This window comes from Mucilaginibacter straminoryzae, from assembly GCF_022953055.1.
Classification (GTDB): Bacteria; Bacteroidota; Bacteroidia; order Sphingobacteriales; family Sphingobacteriaceae; genus Mucilaginibacter; species Mucilaginibacter straminoryzae.
In genome coordinates, this window is record NZ_JALJEJ010000009.1 from 128,332 (window position 1) to 150,012 (window position 21,681).

A 21,681-nucleotide genomic window follows, 5' to 3' on the forward strand; every position below is an offset into this window, starting at 1 on the left:
ATTGGAAGACGTTAAGGCATATATTGAATCTGGGATACTTGAACTTTATGTTCTGGGCGATATCAGCGCGGAAGAAAAGTTACAGGTTGAAACCATGGCTTCAAAACATCCGGAGGTGAAAGCCGAACTGGATGCTATTGAAAGCTCTATGGAACGATATGCCGAACTTAACGAAGTAGAGCCTGCGCCAGCCCTGCGTGAACGGGTACTGAACAGCCTGGTGACTAACCTTGGCGACGACCGCATTTTTAGAGACAAACCAGCCTCTGCCCGCGAAGAAAAGGTAGTTCAGTTAGTACAACAAAAATCCAATAACTTTTATAAATATGCCTTCGCTGCTTGCCTGGCTCTATTAGTGGTAAGTGTAGCGGCGCTGGTAACTATTTATAACAAGTATCAGAGTGCCAACGGACAGTTGGTAACCTTGCAATTGCAGAATCAAAAATTTGCCAATACGGTTAATCTGTTAGACGGGCAGCTTTCTGTATTCCGCGATCCATCATTTAAGATGATCCGGTTGAACGGCACCTCGAAGACACCGAAATCAGAACTGATGATCGGCTGGAGCCCGAACCGCAAGAAACTGATCATTGATATGGGTCGTTCACGGATGCCATTGACAGACGAAACGCATTCTTACCAGCTTTGGGCAATTGTAGGCGGCAAACCTGTAGACCTGGGCGTTTTTGAAGCCAATGAGCAAAATGCTGATGCATTGAAAGAAATGAAGGCAGTTGACAGCGCGGAAGCGTTTGCTGTAACACTTGAACCCCGCGGCGGCAGCCCAATCCCTACCATGGATAACATGATGGTAGTTGGAAACACTAAGTAATTTAAAAATATTTTCTTTTTACTGTAACGAAACACCCTAACTGTGCATCTTATAGACAAGTATTTTGTTCTTTATAGGTCAGTTAGTTAGAAAAAGCGGCTGCAGATACTCTGGCCGCTTTTTTTATGCCATTAATTTTGTCAGTACAACAGGCACGTGTTCAGCCACTTTATGAGGCAATACCACATGGCGCTGATCAGGAAGGGCGAGTTCGTCACCGGCCAGTCCGTGAACGTAAACTCCTGCTAAACAAGCTTCTGCAGGTGTGTAATTCTGCGAAAGCAGGGCCGAAATTACACCCGTCAGTACATCCCCCATACCACCTGTAGCCATTGCGGGGTTACCAGTAGAATTGAAATATACTTTCCCTTCCGGCGTAGCGATAATGGTGTAAGTATTCTTCAACACAATAAATAGCTCGCGCTCTTGCGCCCATTGCCTGGCTGTCTCTACGCGTTGTCGCCAGTTTTTATGCTCGCCGAACAAGCGGTCAAACTCTTTCATATGTGGCGTCAGGATACTTCCCTTCGGTAGGAAACGCCAAAGCTCTTTATACTTTGCCAGTACATTTAAGGCATCAGCATCAACCACCATCGGTTTCTGAAAATGTGCGGTCACCAACTTCAGCAGTGTTAAAGCCTCATCGTCCTGACCAAGGCCCGGGCCAATGGCCAAGCCACTGAATTTACTCCAACTAATCTGCGTAAACGATTTCGGATCTCGCACGATAGCCATAATTTCAGGCATATAGCTATTTAAGGCAAATAATCCGCTTTGCGGAATGTAAGCCGTAGTTAACCCAGCCCCTGCATGTACACATGCGGCCGAGCATAACAACGCGGCCCCCATGGTTTCCGGCTGGCCGGCAACAATCAATGCATGCCCATAACTACCTTTATTACTAAACCGTTCTCGCTTTTTCAGCATGGCTTTAACATCCTCTGCCTGGATGTATTGATACGGAGAACCCAGTTGCTGTATAAATTGCTGATCTAACCCGATATCAACTGCCACCCATTCCTTTACCGCCGGAAAAGATTCGGGCAGTAGGAAATTGATCTTGGGCTGCTGAAAAGTGATGGTCAGTTCTGATTTAATGCAGGCCGCATTTTCAGGTATTTCCTCATCTGCAAAAAAGCCCGTCGGGATGTCAACAGAAACGACCGGCTTACGTATATCATTCAGCTTTTTCACCAAAAGCTCAAAATCTCCCGAAATGGGCTTATTCAAGCCAGTTCCTAAAAGTGCATCAATGATGATATCGGAATCTTCGGTACCCACCTCAACCGCACTGCTGATTTCTTTTAAAGGAATAGGGCGTGACCTTAACCGTCGCAGATTTTCGTCAAAATCGTTGGTAGACCGGCTACCAAAATGGGCAACGGTAACTTTTACCTCCTGATAACCACGTTCGTACAATAATCGCGCTATGGCAAGTCCGTCACCACCATTATTCCCTGTCCCGCAATAGAGGGCAATCGTTAGCTTCTTTTGCGGATACCGCTTTGCAAATTCATCAACAAACGCCCGGGCTGCCCTTTCCATCAGGTCTACAGAAGCAATGGGCTCGTGAGTTATCGTATACTCATCGGCCTGGCGTATCTGGCCGGAAGTTAATATCGTGCGCATGTGCAATTAAAGTTAAGTTGTTGGAAATTGTTTTTTGGGGCGATATAAATGCATATCTTCAAAACGTAAATCTGTTCACTAAAATCAAATTATAAGCCATGAAAATCAAACAATTAAGCAAAGTATTTTTCCTGGCATTAGCAGGTATGCTAATGTTTATGACCAGCAATGCGCAAATGCAGCGTAAAAGTCCGCATCAAACCGCTACAGGTAGTGTGGCTGGTGCCAATGTAACCATTGTATACGGCAGCCCGGCAGTTAAAGGCCGCGAAATCTGGGGTGGATTAGTCCCTTATGACAAAGCTTGGAGAGCAGGCGCCGACGAAGCGACCATCTTTGAAACAGATAAAGATATTACCATTCAGGGTGCTAAACTTCCTGCCGGTAAATACAGCCTTTTTATTATCCCTACTGCAACAGAGTGGACGGTAATTTTTAACTCGCAAACCGGCCAATGGGGTATTAAAAGAGATGGTAACGCCAATTACGAGGAAGCCAAAAACGTAATTTCAGTTAAAGCTAAGGTTAAAAAGACCAGCGACCTGGTAGAAAACCTGACTTACAAAGTTGACAAAAAAGGAGTAACCATTAGCTGGGAACATCAATCTGCCATGTTAGCAATTAAGTAACAAGCGCCGGATAATTAAAGGGTAATATTACGAAACCAAATAACTATGAAAATTAAGCAAGTAAGTAAAGTGTTGTTTATGGCGTTTGCCGCCATGCTGATGTTTGTGAATTGCCAGGCGCAACCCAAAAGCCCGCTTAAAACTGCTACAGGCACTGTAGGCAAAGCCAATATTACGATTGTCTATTCCAGTCCTTCGGCAAGAGGACGCAAAATATGGGGCGAACTGGTGCCTTACGGAAAAGCTTGGAGAGCAGGTGCTAATGCAGCAACTACCTTTGAAACGGACAAGGAGATCACCATCGAGGGTAAAAAACTGCCTGCGGGTAAATATTCTTTATTCATTACACCTACTGAGAGCGAATGGACGGTGATCTTCAACTCTCAAACAGGACAGTCTGGTATTAAAGAAGGCGGCGTTGCCAACTTCGACAAGGCCAATAACGTATTAACGGTAACCGTTAAACCAGAGCGAACCGACGAAATGGTTGAAAGTTTAACCTATTCATTAAATAACAAAGGCTTAACTATCAGTTGGGAACATTTGACCACGATGCTAAAGATTAAGTAAGCTGCAAAGTATTTAATAACAACAAAGGCGCTATACAGCAATGCCCCCAAAAGTTAGACACTTATTGGGGGCATTTTTATGTTTAAAAGAAAGAAGTACGATTTGAATTTTGTCGCCAACCTTTAGAGGGTTAGGGAAGGTTATAACCCACCCCTGCCTTCGCACTACCTTACACACCCCCTCCAGGGAGGGGAATGGAAATGCTCCCGACAATGACGCTACGACGTCTTGATTCTTGGCTCTTGTTTCTTGACTCTATTACAAACCCATTTCCTTTGCCAGGAATTTCCCAGTAAAGCTGTTTTTAGATTTAGCCAACCCTTCCGGCGTACCGGTAAACACAATGGTTCCACCGCCAGAGCCGCCTTCGGGACCAAGGTCGATCACATGGTCTACCACCTTAATTACATCCAGGTTGTGTTCTATCACCAATACCGTGTTCCCTTTTTCAACCAACTGGTTCAATACCCCTAAAAGCACGTTAATATCTTCGAAATGTAAACCGGTAGTCGGTTCGTCCAGAATGTAAAACGTATTGCCGGTATCTTTCTTAGAAAGCTCTGTTGCCAGTTTAACACGCTGCGCTTCACCGCCGGAGAGTGTTAGCGATGACTGCCCAAGGGTGATATAGCCTAAACCAACATCATTCAATGTTTTAACCTTACGATAGATTGCCGGGATATGCTCAAAGAAAGGAACCGCCTCTTCGATACTCATATCCAACACATCGCTGATTGATTTTCCGCGATAACGTACTTCTAGTGTCTCGCGATTGTAACGCTTTCCGCCGCACTCTTCACAAAGCACATGCACGTCGGGAAGGAAATTCATCTCAATCAGCTTCATACCCGCGCCCTGGCAGGTTTCGCAACGGCCGCCTTTAACATTGAATGAGAACCTACCCGGTTTGTATCCCCTGATCTTTGATTCTGGCAATTGTACAAACAGGTTACGGATATCTGAAAACACACCCGTATAAGTAGCAGGGTTTGATCGAGGTGTACGACCGATAGGTGTCTGATCAATCTCGATCACCTTATCGATATGCTCCAATCCTTCTATACTCTTGTAAGCCAGTGGCTGCTTTTTCGCGCGGAAGAAGTGATGGTTCAGTATTGGGTATAGCGTTTCAGTAATTAAGCTCGACTTTCCGCTACCCGAAACCCCGGTTACCCCAATTAATTTCCCCAAAGGAAACTTAACAGAAACGTTCTTCAAGTTATGGCCCGTGGCATTTTTCAGCACCAACTCTTTACCATTACCCGCCCTGCGTTTTTTAGGAATGGCAATCTCGCGCTCGCCGTTTAGGTAAGAAGTAGTAAGGGTGTGCGCTGCCATTAATTCCTGCGGGGTACCTGCGGCAACAACAGTACCGCCATGCACACCGGCAGCCGGGCCCATATCGATGACATGGTCCGCTTCCAGGATCATGTCTTTATCGTGCTCTACCACCAAAACGGTATTGCCCAGGTCGCGCAGGTTTTTTAAAGCTTTAATTAGTCTATCGTTATCGCGCTGGTGTAAACCTATGCTCGGTTCGTCCAAAATGTACATTACATTCATCAGTTGCGAACCAATTTGCGTAGCCAGCCTGATCCGTTGCGCCTCGCCGCCCGAAAGGGTACGTGCGGTGCGATCAAGCGTCAAATAACTTAAACCAACATCCAGCAGGAAGCCAATGCGGGCGCGGATCTCTTTCAAAATTTCTTTAGCAATGATATTCTGCCGCTCATTCAACCGCTCTTCCAGTCCTTCAAACCAGCTTTGCAAGGTATTGATATCCATGCAAGCCAACTCGAATATATTTTTTTTGTCTACTTTGAAGTGTAGAGATTCTTTCTTTAAACGCGCGCCGTTACACACCGGGCAGGTTTTCAGCACCCGGTAGGCTTCCATATCATCATCAATATCTTCGCTGCGGCGTTCCTGCTGTTCTTCCAGCATGCGGATCAAACCATCGAAGGTTACCTGGTAGTTCTGAACGTTCCACTTGTTGTATTCAACTGCGACGTTGATGATCTCGTGCGAACCATTCAGGATAATCTCCAGCTTCTCGCGCGGGATTTTTTCGATAGGTACCGAAAGCGAAAACTCATATTTCTTAGCGAGGGCCTTCAATACATGGAATATCCAGGTTTCGCGGTACTCCCCTATTGGCGCTAAACCGCCGTTGATAATGCTCAGTTTTGGATTTGGAATAACCGAAGCTTCGTTCACCTCGAAGATATAACCAAGGCCATCGCACTTTTCGCAAGCCCCGTAAGGCGAGTTGAAGGAAAAGGTATTCGGCTGCGGTTCGTCGTACGAGATGCCCGATACCGGGTCCATCAGGTACTTGCTGAAGTAAGCGACGTTGTTATCGCGGTCGGCAACACGAATAATGCCTTTGGCGATTTTCAATGCAGACTGCAGCGAAGTGTAAAGGCGTTTGCTGTCGGCTTCGCTAATCACCAGGCGGTCTACCACAATATCAATATCGTGGATCTTGTAACGGTCTACCTGCATTTTGGGCTCCACATCCATAATGGCGCCATCCACCCAAACTTTCAGATAACCCTGCTTGCGGATCTGTTCGAACAGTTCGCGGTAGTGTCCTTTACGGCCTTTCACCACGGGGGCAAGGATGTTCACCGGCTGCCCATCAAAACGGCTTAGGATGGCTTTGAAGATCTGATCTTCAGACATGCGTTCCATCTTCTCGCCGGTTACGTAGGAATACGCCTCACCTGCACGGGCATAAAGCAGGCGCATAAAGTCGTAGATCTCTGTAATAGTACCTACCGTAGACCGCGGGTTTTTGCTGGTGGTTTTTTGCTCAATGGCAATTACCGGGCTTAAGCCTGACACTTTATCTACATCCGGCCGTTCCATACCGCCCATAAACTGGCGCGAGTACGCCGAAAAAGTTTCCATATAGCGGCGCTGCCCCTCGGCATAGATAGTATCAAACGCCAGTGAAGATTTACCGCTGCCGCTTAAGCCGGTTACTACAACCAGCTTATTGCGGGGGAAAGAAACATCTATATTTTTAAGATTATGAACCCGGGCGCCGTAAACCTCAACTTCGCTTTGTTCGCCCAGATCAATCGTATTTTCGCTCATAGTGTATAACGTACCGAAAGTATAGTAACTGTTTGTTTACCACATAGTTTTAGCTATGCTGTAACCCTCAGAAAAAGAGGCACAAATATACAAAAAAAAGGCCGCTTTGCCACTGGGCAAAACGGCCTTCAAATGCTCCGTAATTGTTTTTGCTTTAATTTACAGCCAGCAAATCGGCCGGCTTTTCATACAAGGCATACACATTTTGGTAGCCGTAGTCTTTCGGCTTACTAATCACCTGTTTCACGGCAATTATCTTGTACACATACATACCGGTTTCGCGGTTTAAGGCCATCCGGTAATAATTACCTTTATTCTGGCGATTGATCGCCCGCTGTACCCGCGGCGAACCGGCGTTATAAGCGGCCGCAGCTAAGGTCCAGCTGTTAAATTGGGTGTACAGCTCGCGCAGATACTTGCAGGCTGCAATGGTAGATTTACGCACATTCAGGCGCTCATCACGTCCTTTGCCTACCTTTAAACCATACTCGCGTGCTGTTTGGGGCATAAACTGCCAGATACCGGCAGCCCCTTTTGGAGACGTTCCCTCTTTTAATCCAGATTCTACCAGTGGAAGATACTTGAAATCTTCAGGGATTCCGTACAATTCCAGGATAGGTTCAATGATGGGAAACAATTTTCGTGCTTTCTGATGCAGAATAGCTGACCCTACTTTCTGATAGCTGTTGCGCCATAAAGAAATACGGATCTTGCGGCTTACCTTTTTATTGGCCATCGGTATGGCTTCTTCGGCAAAAGTATAGCCTTGTTTCTGAGGTGCAGGAGGGGCTAAAAAACTCGTCATTCGGGCGAGTTTAACCGGGTTCCTTCTTTCAGTTGTAGCAAAAACAAAAAGCTTAAAAACTACAACCGACACAATCATTACGGAGCACGTAACTAAGTGTTTTTTACTCATTCAAATTACATTTATTTCAACAATAGCAGATGTGTTGTGTCGGCAAAGGTAATACATAAATCAGAATATCAACAACTTATCACCTACTTAGTGTTAGAGCAAATGTGGAAAACTCTTAAAAACAGCATTTTATTGCTATGTTAGCATAGATTTTTTGTTGAAAATTTATCACCGTTACTCCACATTTTTAGTATCTTTGCACCCCTCGCCGTGAGGCGTTAACAAAAAAAGTATGGTATTCAGAAAACCAGGAAACGGCCGTGATGACAGGTCTGAAAAGTCATCGGGAAGGAACAGCAGAGGTGGTGAACAGCGTGGTAAGAATCCTTCAAGATCCGGCTCATCTTCATCAAAATTTTCAGGCAACAAATCGGGCGAGTTCAGTCCGCGCACCGGCAAGCCTTTTGAAGGCGGCGAAGGCAAATCTGACAGGCCGTTTGGCGAGCGCAAAACCGGCTCAGGCAAAAGCTTTGGCGAACGTTCTGAAGGACGCGGCAACAAGTCATTTGGCGAAAAGAAATTTGGCGACCGACCTTCGGGCGAAAAACGCTTTGGCAGCAAATCTTTTGGCGACAAGAAGTTTGGTGACAGATCTTTCGGCGAGAAAAAGTTCGGTGATAAGAAATTTGGCGAACGTAAGTCTTTCGACAAAAACTCAGGCGGCAAGCCTTTTCAAAAGAGAAGCAGCGGCGATCGATATGAAAACAGAGGAGAACAATCTGCTGAACGCCCGGTAAGGTTTGAAAACCCAGCACGCCGTTTTAACCCCGAGTTTGCGCAGGAACAAAAACCTGTACGCACACTAAGAGCAAAGAAATCTACTGCAGCGCCTAAAGATGATGGCCTGATCCGTTTGAACCGTTATATCTCTAATGCCGGTATCTGTTCACGCCGTAAGGCCGATGAACTGATCGAAGCAGGTGTGATCAGCGTGAACGGAGAGGTTGTTTCTGAACTGGGTTATAAAGTTGATCCGTTTAAAGATGTGATCCGTTATAATGGTGAAACTTTAAAACGCGAAAAGAACGTTTACGTGCTGCTAAACAAACCAAAGGATTATATCACTACGACTGATGATCCGCAGGAGCGCCGTACCGTAATGCACCTGGTAGATAAAGCAACCAAAGAACGCATTTACCCTGTTGGCCGCCTGGACCGTAATACTACCGGTTTGTTATTAATGACCAACGATGGTGACCTGGCAGATAAGCTTTCGCACCCAAGAAACAGCATCACCAAATTATACCAGGTAGAACTGGACAAGAACCTGACCCAGGGCGATTTGAACAAAATTGCTTTCGGCCTGGAACTGGAAGACGGTTTTATTAAACCCGATATGGTTTCTTATGTTACCGGTGGCAGCAAACGCGAAATCGGTATCCAGATCCATAGCGGGCGTAACCGTATCGTGCGCCGTATATTTGAGCACCTGGGTTACGAGGTAGTGAAACTGGACCGTTCTGTTTATGCCAACCTGACTAAAAAAGACCTTCCGCGCGGACGCTGGAGATACCTTGAAGACAAGGAGATCATCCAACTGAAACATTTGGTAAAATAATACGAAGCCCTGTTCATCAGGGCTTTTTTATTGGGAGCCAATCCTACTAAAACCGCACAAACGGTGTATCAAAAGCGAACGGTAATTTTTCGCAATCAATTACCTAAACTACTGTAAAATAAAACATTACATTACAGGCATTAATTTGGCGAATACTTGAACCTAATCTGTGTGCTATGTTCAGGAATTATTTATTGAGCGCCATCAGGAGCTTCAAAAAATACCGGTTATTCAGCTTTTTAAATGTATTTGGCCTGGCGACAGGGCTGGCCTGCAGTATCCTGATTTTGCTTTGGGTTCAAGACGAGGTCAGCTTTGATAAATTCAATAAACAGGCTAACCAGATCTACCGGATAACGGCTGACGTTTCGGGGTCAAAATCGGCAGTTACACCGCCGCCGCTGCCCGAAGCGGTAAGGCAGCAGTTACCCATTGTAAAAAGAACCACTACCGTTGTGCCCATCACCACCATGGTTTCCATCGGCACAAAGAAGTTTGATGAAAGACATGTGCTCTATGCCGATTCTAACTTCCTGCGCATGTTTGATTATGCGCTTGCAGAAGGCAACCGGGAAGATGTACTAAATGCGCCAAACGGCGTTGTGATCACCGCATCAACAGCTAAAAAGTATTTTGGCAATGCTGATGCAGTCGGCAAAACCATCTTGGTAAATAACGACATCAATGGTAACAGCTACGTGGTTAAAGGCGTGTTAAGGGATATTCCGTCCAATTCGCATTTAAAATTTGACATCCTGCTCCCTATTGATTTCTATAACAAATCTAACGCAACAGATTGGGGTAATTATTCGGCCTACAGTTACCTTGAGCTGGATAAAAACTTCAAAGGCAATGCAGGCAATATCGCCATGCTCGAAAAACAGATAGATGCTATTTATAAAGAAAAGGATAACAGCGATACCAAATCTGTTTTTAACCTGCAACCGTTAACGGATATTCACCTGCATTCTAACCTCTTATTAGAGGTGGAAGGGCAGGGAAACAGCGAGCATGTGCGCATTTTCTCCATCGTCGCGATATTTATCCTGCTGATCGCTGCTTTTAATTACATGAACCTCTCTACCGCTTTGGCCGCCCAACGGGCAAAAGAAGTGGGGCTACGTAAAACTATCGGCGCTAATAAACTGCAATTGGTGATCCAATTTATGAGTGAATCGTTCATGGTGACGCTGTTATCACTGGTAGTCGGTTTAGTAATTGCCTGGGCATGCCTGCCTTTGTTCAACGAAATTTCATCAAAGAACATCACCCTTAATTTGTTCACCCCAAAACTGATCGGCGAGTTAGTGCTACTGGCATTGGTCATTACTTTTCTTTCAGGACTGTATCCTGCATTCCTGCTATCTTCATATCAGCCTGTAGCTGTATTAAAGGGATTAAAGGCCGTTAAAACAAATAAACCATTTTTAAGAAACGGGCTGGTGATCCTGCAATTTGCCATTTCGGTAGTGCTGATCATTAGTACCATGGTGGTAAACTATCAATTGAAATTTATACAAGGCAGGAACATCGGCTACAGCAAAGAGAATTTAATGTATGTAGAAGTGCCAGCCGCAGGCGATTTAAAATCTAACTATGAACGGTTGAAAGCTACCCTGCCCCAGCAATTGCAAGGCATTGATTATACGATTACAGACCACTTACCTACTTACTTAACCACCGGCACGACAAATGTGATGTGGAGCGGCAAGAAACCTAAAGAGCAAACCGTTTTCCCGCATATCGGGGCTGACGCAAAATTTCTGCAGACGTTTAAAATGCAACTGCTAACCGGAAGGACGTTTAATGATGATTCTAAAGCAGATGCCGGCAATTACCTGCTTAACGAAGCTGCCGTTAAACTGATGGGCATGACACCCGATCGTGCAATTGGTCAGCTGATCAGCAGTAACGGGCACCCGGGTATGGTGATCGGCGTGGTGAAGAATTTTAATTTTAAACCCGTTCAGCAGGCTATTGAACCTTTGATCCTGCGGCATACCGACCGTGCAGGCTTCTTGGTGATAAGAATACCTGGCAACAATAGTTCTGCTATGGTCAACAAGCTCAAAGGAGCTTTTCAAGATCTTTACCCCAATTATCCCTTCAACTACGGTTTTGTGGATGAAGATATCAACCACCTCTACCTGTCAGAGCAACGCATGGGCAAACTGTTCAATGCCTTTTCGGCCATCTCTATTATCATCTCGTGCCTGGGCCTTTTCGGTTTGGCAACATTTACCACCCAGCAAAGGCTGAAAGAAATTGGGGTAAGAAGGGTGCTTGGCGCCAGTACGGCCAGTATAGTTACCCTGCTTTCTAAGGATCTGGTTAAACTGGTGATGTTTGCGCTATTCATCGCCTTTCCGGTGGCCTGGATCATGATGAACAAGTGGTTAGATAACTATACTTACCGTATTGCCATCAGTTGGTGGATATTTTTGCTATCCGGCGCTTCGGCCATCTTCATCGCTTTCCTGACCATTAGCTACCAGGCCTTCAAGGCGGCTTTTACGAATCCGACGAAGAGCCTAAAATCGGAGTAGGCCCCCCTAATCCTTCCCAAAGGGGAGGACTTTAAATGTTCCGTTTGAGAAGGATTTATATCCCACCTTTTCAAACTTCTCCCTAATTAATTTAGCCATTCTCCGCACTTTTATTACTTTGCAGTATCTAATTATTAACCCATGAAAAAACTACTGCTTGTTGTAATACTCTCGGCGCCGAGTTTGCTTTTTGCCCAGAAGAAGCTGCCTAAAACTTACGACCTGCTCATTGGCACCTATACCAAGCCAGGTGGCAGCACCGGCATTCAGGTTTATCGCTTTTATGCAGAAACCGGCCGGATGGCCTATCTAAGTCAGACCGAGATCAACAATCCGTCTTACCTTTGTGTAAGCAGCAATAATAAATTTGTTTACGCTGTTAATGAAGACGACGCAAACAGCGGGATCAGTGCTTTTTCATTCGAGCCGTCTACCGGTTTGCTTAAACCGATCAATCGCCAGTCCTCCATCGGTAAAGGGCCGTGCTATGTAAGTGTGGATAAAGATCAGAAACATGTTTTTGCGGCCAATTACAAAAGCGGTAGTTTAAACGTTTTCCCGATCAATAAAGACGGTTCTTTGGGAGCCGTGGTTCAGAACATCCAAGACACCGGCTCGGGACCGGATACCTCGAGGCAGAAAATGCCGCATGTGCACACGGCCGTACTTTCACCAGATGATAAATATCTGCTCTATACAGACCTTGGTACCGACAAGCTGAATATTGCGAAATACAGTTCGTCGGCAGACCAGCCCTTAAAGTTATTGGCCGAAAATGGGGCGAGTGTTAAAGGCGGTGATGGTCCGCGCCATCTCGACTTCTCGCCGGATCATAAATTTGTTTACCTGCTCACTGAAATGGCAGGTACCATTTATGCTTACGAGTATAAGGGCGGAAAGATGAAACAAGTGCAGACCATCAGTATACTACCCGAAAACTTCCACGGAAATGTAGGCGCGGCAGATATCCACCTTTCTGCAGATGGTAACTTCCTTTATGCCAGTAACCGCGGTACGGCCAATGAGATTGTTTATTTCTCTGTAAATAAAGAAACCGGACAATTAACGTATCTCGACCGCATCAGCACGTTTGGACAGGGGCCGAGAAATTTCACCATTGACCCAACCGGGAACTTCCTGCTGGTGGGCAACCAGAACAGCGATAACATTGTAGTTTACAAACGCAACCAGCAAACAGGCAAACTCACCGCAACTAATATCCGCTTAAATGTGGGCAGCCCGGTTTGTTTAAAATTTGCACCGGCGGAATAACACAAAACAAAAAGGCTTCGAAAATTTCACACTGACGCGCATTTTCAACGCGTGAATAAAGCTGAAGTGACTTTAATCGCTGAAAAGCATGAAGTACCCGTTACAAACAGCGCAATACACGCTGGCATTTCTATGTTGTCATCTCGAACGCAGTGAGAGATCTTCTTCGATTAGCCTGTCTAAGAAGATTTCTCCTCGTACCTCGTCGAAATGACAGGATTTGGAGCACAAAAAGCCATCCTTTTTAGGGATAGCTCTGTTTATCTTTAGATGTTGCTTACTGCTTATTAAACGTATAAGTAACGTAACCATTGCCAGAACCTAACGCAATAGGTATTCTCAAGGTCATGCTTGAACCGTCGTTCTGGCCAATTAGTAACCGGTAACCTTCGGTTACGTTTTTAGCTTTATCGCCCTGATAGATCTTTTTAAATTGAAACATCTGCCCAGAAGCATCATTGTTATAAACAGACCAGAAAATAGTCTGTGAAACACCGTTCGGTAAAGTGTAAATACCGTCGCCGCTATTATACAACTTCCAGGTACTTCCCACAAAATCTGCCGGAGGGGCCTGGTCCAATACACGTTGTACTGCGTTCTGCAAAACGCCGTCATAACTAACGTTGGTAACTGTCCATGTTCCTACAAATTTCCCTCGGGAAACGTTTGCAGCGCCTGTACTTGCATTTTTGGTAGTTGAACAGGCAGAAATAATAACGGCTAAAGTAAATAGTAAAAGTATGGGCTTAAGTATTCTTTTCATAGCTGTAAAAATATAAGTCGGAAATCTATGAACATAAACCTTGCCAACCTTTAAGAGGCAGCAACAGGTTTAACGTTAGCAATCACTTCCTGGTAAAGCTGCTCGTACTGCGGCAAAATGTAAGAAAGCTCAAATTTCCGGGCATGCTCCAAAGCATTTTCCTTAAACTGGTTCAGCCTTTCTTCATCGCTCAACATATAGATGGCACGTTCTGCCATGCCGTCTACATCGCCAACATCGCGCAGGTAACCGGTCACCCCTTCTATGTTTAATTCCGGCAGACCACCTGCATTGGAACTGATCACCGGTACTTTACAGGCCATTGCTTCCAGCGCGGCCAGACCAAAACTTTCGGATTGCGAAGGCATCAGGAACAGGTCAGATACAGATAATATCTCCTCAACAGCTTCCTGTTTACCCAAAAAACGGACATTTTCTGCCACGCCCAGGTCGCGCGCCAATTGCTCGCATTCAGGACGCTCCTGCCCGTCGCCAACCATTAATAATTTAGATGGAATTACCTCGCGTACTTTAGCGAAAATCCGTATCACGTCTTGCGTGCGCTTTACCCGTCTGAAGTTAGAGGTATGTATCAGTATCTTCCCCCCCTCTGGTGCAATCGCCTTTTTAAAATGTTCTTTCGATTTCAGGCTGAAGCGATTGAGGTCGATAAAGTTCTGGATCACCCTGATGTCTTTATAAACATCAAAAAATTTATAGGTATCCTGCTTTAAATGTTCTGAAACCGCAGTAACACCATCGCTCTGATTGATGGAGAATTCAACAACCGGTTTATAAGTACGGTCGTTACCCACCAGGGTAATATCCGTACCGTGCAGGGTAGTAACCACCGGGATAGAGATACCATAAGTAGCCAGGATCTGTTTGGCCATGTAAGCTGCCGATGCGTGTGGGATGGCATAATGTACGTGCAGCACATCCAGCTTTTCGAAACGCACCACATCAACCAAACGGCTGGCAAGTGCGAGTTCGTACGGCGGAAAATCAAACAGCGGATATTTACTAACTGCTACTTCGTGATAGAACAAATTCTCGGAAAAAAGATCGAGACGGGCGGGCTGGTTATAGGTTACAAAGTGCACCTGGTGCCCCCGGTCAGCTAATGCCTTACCCAGTTCAGTTGCAACAACACCGCTACCACCAAACGTAGGGTAACAAACTATTCCGATTTTCATGAGTGATCGTATTTAGATTGACAAAGCCTTTTGACTATCAGGCCGATTTGCCGTTACAAGTTTAACAGCATTTTAGCATAAATAGTGTTAGCGCCGTGTAAAGATTATATGCGCATCAATCGCGAGTTTTTGATAAAAACCAGTACCTTGGGACATCCTTAAAACTATCACCTGCTGAAACCATGGGCATATTTACATCTGAACCCAAGCGATACGAAATAGACGGCACCCAGCTATTCTGCCAGTTTTGCAAAAATGACACCTTTGACACCAGGTATGAACAGCTCCATTCGCCTATGCGGACCTTCTTCAGTGTGGAGTGGACAGATAAAACCGCCACCTGCTTTGTGTGCAGCAAATGCGGTTACATGCACTGGTTCATGAGGTAATTTTGCCGCGAATCTACAATCCCTTTTCTATCGCATCATAAATAGCATCCATAATGCGCGGACGGATATTCAGTTGCGACAATCTGTCTGTTACTTTAGGGTATACCCGGTTCGAAAGAAAGACATAAATGAGGTTGTATTTCGGATCAACCCATACGCAGGTACCGGTGTAGCCGGTATGTCCATAGGTACCAGGGCTTGCTTTGTAAGATGGATAATGGCTGTCAGCAATCGGGCCCCAGCCATCAAAACCTAACCCGCGGCGACTGTTGTTGGATTGCCGGTGCGTAAATAGTTCAACCGTCTCTGGTTTCAGGTATTGCACACCTCCGTAGCTCCCCCTGTTCAGTAACATCTGGAAAAGAATAGCCTGATCATTTGCGGTAGCAAAATACCCGGCGTGGCCAGATACCCCACCTGCCATGGCAGCACCCTGATCATGTACATAACCATCCAGCAGCGTATGCCTGAAATAGGTATCGTTTTCTGTAGGGATAATCTGATCACGGCTGAACCGGTCGCGCGGCAGGAAACCTGCGGTTTGCATACCCAAAGGCTGGTAGAATTCTTCGGCCGTATAAATATTCAGCGGTTTTGCAGTAATGGTTTCGATAATTTCCTTGGTGAAATACATGCTCAGGTCGCTGTACACATACTTACCGCGTGTGCGTAAACCAGAATTCAGCATCTGTGGCAGCATGACGTCGCGGTAGTAGTTTTTACGCAGGTAGTAACCATCGGCAACTTTGGTCGGGTAAGCTTCTGACGAATCAGCGCTGTGATCCTGCGGCTTCAACGCTTCGTAAAAAGGAATGTATGGCACCAAACCTGCTTCATGCAGCAACAACTCCCTTACCTTTATGGTACGCTTGTTGGTATTTGCAGCTGCGGGCAGGTAATACCCCATGGTAGAATCCAGGTTAAGCTTTCCCTGCTCATACAACCGCATGGCAGCGGGAGTAGTGGCAGACACCTTGGTTACCGAAGCCATATCAAAGATGTCGGTCACCTTTTCGGGCAAAGCATCTGCATCGTACGTATGGTGCCCGTAAGCTTTGTTAAAAATCACTTTACCATCTTTCACTACCAATACCACGCAGCCCGGTGCAGCATGTCCGCGCACTGCTTCATTGGCAATATTATCAATGGCAGCCAGGTTGTTCGAATTGACACCCGCATCTTCCGGAACGGTATATTGTAAACGCACCTTAGTGGTTTGGAAGCCGGTGCTTACCAAATACTTAGAAGAAAAACTTTGAGGCAATTTAGCCGTTGCAGCTACGCCGCCAAATAAAACCTGCGGTGTGTACTCTGCCGTAACCAGCGATTGCCTGTCGCACCAGATAATGGGGCCGGTAAAATTATTGAACGTGCTTAACGCTCGGCCGGTACCATAAAACGCGACGATGGTGGTCTTGAGTTTTTGCGTAGCCTCAATAAAATTGATTAACGCCGTGTTTGCCATATCTGCTTCCGCAAGCTCGAAAACAATTACGTTGTACAATTTCAGGTCCTGCGACAGCAGGTCCATCTTACCGCGGTAATTATTTCCGTCGAACGGCTTTACCGCGGTGTACTTATTCATCAGGCTGTCGAAAGCGCTGGAGAAGCTATACTGAAAATGAACGGCAGCAACCTTATTCTGGTCGAGGTTCTCCAGCGGGATCACGTCCTGGGCATTGTTCAGCAAAACAGTGGTTTGCGCGGCCACCCTTGTTTCTGCCAGTATCTGCTGATTGGTTAAGCCTGCAGCAGGTTGCGCGCATGCTTGTTGTACAGTTGTCAGTCCCCCTAAAAGCAGCAGGATAAATAGCTGCTTATTTCTTTTCATAAACTTTTTCACCATTAATATACGTCTTCAACACCTTCACTTTTGGCAGCTCATCACCTTTAGCTTTCATCAAATCCTGATCCAGGATAACAAAATCAGCATACTTACCCACCTCTATACTGCCTTTCTCCTTCTCTTCAAAATTAGCCCGGGCTGCCCATATAGTCATCCCGCGAAGCGCTTCCATCCTGCTTAATGCGTTCTCTTTCTGGAAGCCACCTTCAGGGTAACCTTTTAAATCCTTGCGCTCCGTTGCAGCATAGAACGTATATAATGGATTGATATTTTCTACCGGGAAATCTGTACCCAGGGGTATCCATCCGTTTTGTTTTAATAGTTCTTTGTAAGCATAAGCTGTTTTCAACCGCTTTTCGCCCAAGCGCTGCCCGGCCCAATACATATCTGAAGTAGCGTGCGTAGGCTGAACGGAAGGGATGATATTGTAATCGGCAAAGAGCTTCATATCTTGCGGCGAAACGATCTGCGCATGCTCTATCCGCCAGCGGCGATCATTCTTCCCTTTCAAGGCTTTGCTATAAATATTTAATATTAAACGATTGGCGGAGTCGCCGATACAGTGTGTACACATCTGGAAACCTTTGTCGGCCAGTTTCTGTGCCACTTCCTGGTAGTGCTGCGGCGTATTCAGCAAGAAGCCTTTCCATTTGGGACGGTCGCTGTAGTCCTGTAATAAGCAAGCCCCGCGCGAGCCCAATGCGCCATCTGCATACACTTTAAAGGCACGGACATTCAGCCTTGGCGTTTTAAATACGCCACGTTTAAACAGATATTCGAAATTCTCCGGATTGTCTGACAGCATCACATACATCCGCATCTTCAGCGAGCCTTTATGCTGAAGTTGCGCCAGGCGGTTGATCATCGGGTAATTTAATCCGCATTCGTCTACAGTAGTCAAACCCACTGCAAAGCAATTGCTTTGCGCGTCCAGCAAGGCCTGGTCTGCAATCTGGTCTGTCGGTTCAGGTATTTTATGTTGAACCAGCCGAACGGCATTATCCACCAGGATACCGGTTAGTTTACCTTTCACGGTTTCTATTTGCCCGCCTTCTATTTTCTGGTCGGGTTTAATACCTGCAATATTTAAAGCCGCCTGATTAGCAATTGCCGCATGCCCATCAACACGTACAAGTATTACCGGGCGTACGGGGAATAACGAATCCAGCTTTGCTTTTTCCGGAAACTGCTTTTTAGTCCAATCGTTCTGGTCCCACCCACGGCCAATGATCCAGCCCTCGGTATTGCGCTTGCTATAATTCTGCACCGAGTCAACAATCTCGGCCCAGCTTTTTGTACCGTCCAACTTTACCTCCTGTAACCCCAGGCCATACTGATAAAAATGGGTATGTGCATCTATAAAGCCCGGATAAACTGGCTTTCCACCCGCGTCAACTACTTCTTTAGCGGTATACTTATTTTCAAGCGTATCGGCATTACCTACCGCAGCAATTTTCCCGCCGATCACCACAAAAGCCTGGGCCGTTTTAAACGTACTATCCACCGTATAAACAGTGGCATTTTTCACCAGCAGGTCGGCATTATATTCTTTATTGGCGTTGTTATGATTATTGCAGCCGAAAAAAGCCGCGCAAACAAGCGAGAGAAGGGTACTTTTTAGTTTATCAGTCATCAGCAATTCAAGTTGGCAGATTGGATACAAAGCTATATACAAGTATCGAAAGCTAAAGTTATGGCTTCAAATTTTTAATTTAGCATCCGGAAAAGAAATCGAAGGGAATTTTTTAATGTTAGATATTATACAGCTTTTACCAGATGCCGTTGCGAACCAGATTGCAGCCGGAGAAGTAGTGCAGCGGCCGGCATCTGCGGTGAAAGAGCTTGTGGAGAATGCGATAGATGCCGGTGCAGACAAAATACAGTTGATACTGAAAGACGCGGGTAAATCGCTCATCCAGGTGATCGATAACGGTTGCGGCATGAGCCTGACGGATGCCCGCATGTGTTTTGAACGCCATGCTACTTCAAAGATCCGCAAGGCGGACGACCTGTTTGCCATCCGCACCATGGGTTTCCGCGGCGAGGCCATGGCATCCATCGCGGCGATTGCCCAGGTGGAAATGAAAACCCGCCGCCATGAGGACGAGCTGGGCACCTGTATCAATATCGAAGGTTCTGAAGTTTTAAGCCAGCAGCCCTGCGCTGCCCCGCGCGGAACTTCTATTTCCGTTAAGAACTTATTCTTCAATACGCCTGCCCGCCGGAATTTCCTGAAAAGCAACCCGGTAGAAATGCGCCATATCATCGACGAGTTTCAGCGTGTGGCGCTGGCACACCCCAGAATATTCTTCAGCCTGCACCACGACGGGCAGGAGGTGTATCACTTACCTGCTACTGCGCTGAAGCAACGTATTGTTCACCTGCTGGGGAACAACTATAACCAGCGGTTAGTACCGGTAGAAGAAGATACCAGCATTATTAAACTGAGCGGCTTTATCGGCAAGCCGGAATTCGCAAGGAAAACACGCGGCGAGCAGTTTTTCTTCGTCAACAATCGCTTTATCAAGGATAATTACCTGAACCATGCGGTATTAACAGCATTTGAAGAGTTATTGCCTGATGACAGTTTCCCGCTGTATGTGTTGTTCATTGATATCGACCCGTCTAAGATTGATATTAACGTTCACCCCACTAAAACAGAAATAAAATACCAGGACGAAAAAGCCATCTACGCCATTATCCGGTCGGCCGTAAAACGTTCTTTAGGGCGGTATAATATCACCCCAAGCCTTGACTTTGACCAGGAGAACAGCATAGAGCACCTGATCACCCCAAAACCGATCGAGCAGATCGTCCCGCCGACCGTCAGTTTCAACCCTAATTTCAATCCCTTTGAAGCTGATAAAAAACCGGAGCGGAACTACTCGCAGGCAGCCTTCCGTAATGAACGTACGGCCATTCCTTCGAACTGGGAAACGTTGTACGAGATCAGCAAACGCGATGTACAGCAACAGCATTCCATAGAACTGGAACAACCCAAAGTAACGCTGGACGAAGAGCAGGTGAGCAAAACCAGCGAACGGCAACTATTCCAGATCCATAACAAATACATCCTGTCGCAGATTAAATCTGGCTTTATGCTGATTAATCAGCAGGCGGCACACGAACGGGTACTGTACGAGCGTTTTTTACAGCAGCTGCAAAACCATTCGGGATTAAGCCAGCAAAGCCTGTTCCCGGAAACAGTGAGTTTGAACAGCAGCGATTTTGAACTATTAAGGGAACTACTGCCGGATATCCGGGCACTTGGTTTCGATATTCGCGAGTTCGGCCCAAATACGGTGATTGTAGAAGGTATACCGGCAGATATTAACCCCAACAGCGAACAGGCTCTATTGGAAAGCCTGCTAGAAGGCTTTAAAAACAACACTGCCATTTTAAAGTTAGATAAACGCGATACTTTAGCCCGTACCCTGGCCCGTAATGCGGCTACTAAAGCAGGCACCAAACTATCGCTGGAAGAAATGAACCTGCTGATAGACCAGCTTTTTGCCTGCGAAATGCCCAACCAGGCATTAAATGGCAAACCGGTAATCAGTACATTTACGCTAAATGAATTAGCGGAACGTTTTGAAAAATAGCTTGCGTAGCCAAGCCAATAAATATACATGAGCGCATACAGGCAAAACCCTCTTTCTAATATCCCGCCGGTCACTAAAAACCTGCTGATCATTAACATTATCTGTTTTATACCGGTACTGCTTTTCAGCCGCGGTGGCGAACTTGACCCGTACACGCGAATATTCGGGGTTTTCTATTTCAACTCCCCCCTGTTCAAATTCTGGCAGCCTATCACCTACATGTTTATGCATGGCAGCTTCATGCATATTTTCTTCAACATGTTTGCGTTGTATTCATTGGGCATGATGCTTGAATATGTGCTGGGCTCTAAAAAATTCCTGCAGTTCTACTTCATCTGCGGTTTGGGCGCCATCGCCCTGCAAATGATTGTGCAGGCATATGAAGTTTATGCCCTGACAGGTCATTTTTTTCTGCGGCTTAACGGAAATTCTATCCCGGTTACTTTGGGCGATATGCAGAGCATGGTTGGTTTACCTTTAGACCCTAAAGCACTTGAAAAGCTTTACGCTATTTACTTTGGCCCTATGGTGGGTGCTTCCGGCGCTATTTTCGGTATCTTCATTGCATTTGGCATGTTGTTCCCTAATATGGAGCTGATGATCATGTTCATCCCGATCCCCATCAAAGCCAAGTATATCATGCCGGTATACGTGTTGATAGAATTAGGGCTTGGGGTAGGACAATTCTCGGGAGATTCTGTTGCGCACTTCGCCCATTTGGGCGGCGCTTTGCTTGGCTTTTTATTAATTAAAATTTGGCATGTTCAAAGACCAAACAATTTTTTTTAACTAATGTAAGTTATAGTACGTATATGCGTTAGAAAACAATCG

16 protein-coding genes are annotated in these 21,681 nt (G+C 45.9%); 9 read left to right on the forward strand and 7 right to left on the reverse strand.

Annotated features, from left to right (window positions below; translation table 11 throughout):
* Window position 1 precedes the first annotated feature (1 nt).
* Window positions 2–832: an anti-sigma factor gene (locus MUY27_RS16865; RefSeq protein WP_245131955.1), complete on the forward strand. Its 831-nt coding sequence runs from the start codon at window positions 2–4 to the stop codon at window positions 830–832.
* Window positions 833–955: 123 nt separating this feature from the next.
* On the opposite strand, the gene MUY27_RS16870 is transcribed toward MUY27_RS16865, so the two are convergent.
* Window positions 956–2,461, reverse strand: coding sequence for an NAD(P)H-hydrate dehydratase (locus MUY27_RS16870; RefSeq protein ID WP_245131957.1), 1,506 nt, complete (start codon window positions 2,459–2,461; stop codon window positions 956–958).
* A gap of 98 nt (window positions 2,462–2,559) precedes the next feature.
* On the opposite strand from MUY27_RS16870, the gene MUY27_RS16875 reads away from it, so the two are divergent.
* A complete protein-coding gene (locus MUY27_RS16875) occupies window positions 2,560–3,090 on the forward strand; it encodes a DUF2911 domain-containing protein (protein WP_245131958.1) in 531 nt (176 codons plus the stop codon).
* 45 nt (window positions 3,091–3,135) lie between these two features.
* Complete coding sequence (locus MUY27_RS16880) at window positions 3,136–3,660, forward strand: DUF2911 domain-containing protein (RefSeq protein ID WP_245131960.1); 525 nt, start codon at window positions 3,136–3,138, stop codon at window positions 3,658–3,660.
* Between the two features lie 258 nt (window positions 3,661–3,918).
* Here the strand turns inward: MUY27_RS16880 and uvrA are convergent, their stop codons facing one another.
* Both uvrA and MUY27_RS16890 read right to left on the reverse strand, forming a co-directional pair.
* Window positions 3,919–6,762, reverse strand: a complete 2,844-nt coding sequence (uvrA, locus tag MUY27_RS16885; protein WP_245131961.1) for an excinuclease ABC subunit UvrA — start codon at window positions 6,760–6,762, stop codon at window positions 3,919–3,921.
* A 154-nt stretch (window positions 6,763–6,916) separates the two neighbouring features.
* Window positions 6,917–7,567: a lytic transglycosylase domain-containing protein gene (locus tag MUY27_RS16890; RefSeq protein WP_245131963.1), complete on the reverse strand. Its 651-nt coding sequence runs from the start codon at window positions 7,565–7,567 to the stop codon at window positions 6,917–6,919.
* Between the two features lie 343 nt (window positions 7,568–7,910).
* Here MUY27_RS16890 and MUY27_RS16895 point away from each other — a divergent pair, with 343 nt between their 5' ends.
* The 3 genes from MUY27_RS16895 (at window position 7,911) to MUY27_RS16905 (ending at window position 13,054) form a co-directional block, all read left to right on the forward strand.
* Window positions 7,911–9,236: a pseudouridine synthase gene (locus tag MUY27_RS16895; protein ID WP_245131965.1), complete on the forward strand. Its 1,326-nt coding sequence runs from the start codon at window positions 7,911–7,913 to the stop codon at window positions 9,234–9,236.
* 176 nt (window positions 9,237–9,412) lie between these two features.
* Complete coding sequence (locus MUY27_RS16900; RefSeq protein WP_245131968.1) at window positions 9,413–11,782, forward strand: ABC transporter permease; 2,370 nt, start codon at window positions 9,413–9,415, stop codon at window positions 11,780–11,782.
* 141 nt (window positions 11,783–11,923) lie between these two features.
* A complete protein-coding gene (locus MUY27_RS16905; RefSeq protein ID WP_245131969.1) occupies window positions 11,924–13,054 on the forward strand; it encodes a lactonase family protein in 1,131 nt (376 codons plus the stop codon).
* A 277-nt stretch (window positions 13,055–13,331) separates the two neighbouring features.
* Here the strand turns inward: MUY27_RS16905 and MUY27_RS16910 are convergent, their stop codons facing one another.
* Both MUY27_RS16910 and bshA read right to left on the reverse strand, forming a co-directional pair.
* Window positions 13,332–13,817, reverse strand: coding sequence for a hypothetical protein (locus MUY27_RS16910; protein ID WP_245131971.1), 486 nt, complete (start codon window positions 13,815–13,817; stop codon window positions 13,332–13,334).
* A gap of 50 nt (window positions 13,818–13,867) precedes the next feature.
* A complete protein-coding gene (gene bshA, locus MUY27_RS16915) occupies window positions 13,868–15,013 on the reverse strand; it encodes an N-acetyl-alpha-D-glucosaminyl L-malate synthase BshA (RefSeq protein ID WP_245131972.1) in 1,146 nt (381 codons plus the stop codon).
* Between the two features lie 182 nt (window positions 15,014–15,195).
* Here bshA and MUY27_RS16920 point away from each other — a divergent pair, with 182 nt between their 5' ends.
* On the forward strand, window positions 15,196–15,402 hold the full coding sequence (locus MUY27_RS16920; RefSeq protein ID WP_245131974.1) for a hypothetical protein: 207 nt from the start codon (window positions 15,196–15,198) through the stop codon (window positions 15,400–15,402).
* 13 nt (window positions 15,403–15,415) lie between these two features.
* Here the strand turns inward: MUY27_RS16920 and MUY27_RS16925 are convergent, their stop codons facing one another.
* A complete protein-coding gene (locus tag MUY27_RS16925) occupies window positions 15,416–17,233 on the reverse strand; it encodes a serine hydrolase domain-containing protein (RefSeq protein ID WP_245131976.1) in 1,818 nt (605 codons plus the stop codon).
* Window positions 17,220–18,881 carry an amidohydrolase gene (locus tag MUY27_RS16930; RefSeq protein WP_245131977.1) on the reverse strand — a complete coding sequence of 554 codons (1,662 nt, stop codon included), beginning with the start codon at window positions 18,879–18,881 and terminating at the stop codon, window positions 17,220–17,222. The genes MUY27_RS16925 and MUY27_RS16930 overlap by 14 nt, the downstream gene beginning before the upstream one ends.
* 115 nt (window positions 18,882–18,996) lie before the next feature.
* Here MUY27_RS16930 and mutL point away from each other — a divergent pair, with 115 nt between their 5' ends.
* Both mutL and MUY27_RS16940 read left to right on the forward strand, forming a co-directional pair.
* Window positions 18,997–20,850, forward strand: coding sequence for a DNA mismatch repair endonuclease MutL (mutL, locus tag MUY27_RS16935; protein WP_245131980.1), 1,854 nt, complete (start codon window positions 18,997–18,999; stop codon window positions 20,848–20,850).
* 27 nt (window positions 20,851–20,877) lie between these two features.
* Entirely contained in the window at window positions 20,878–21,639 is a 762-nt protein-coding gene (locus tag MUY27_RS16940) for a rhomboid family intramembrane serine protease (RefSeq protein WP_245131983.1), read from the forward strand.
* Window positions 21,640–21,681 lie beyond the last annotated feature (42 nt).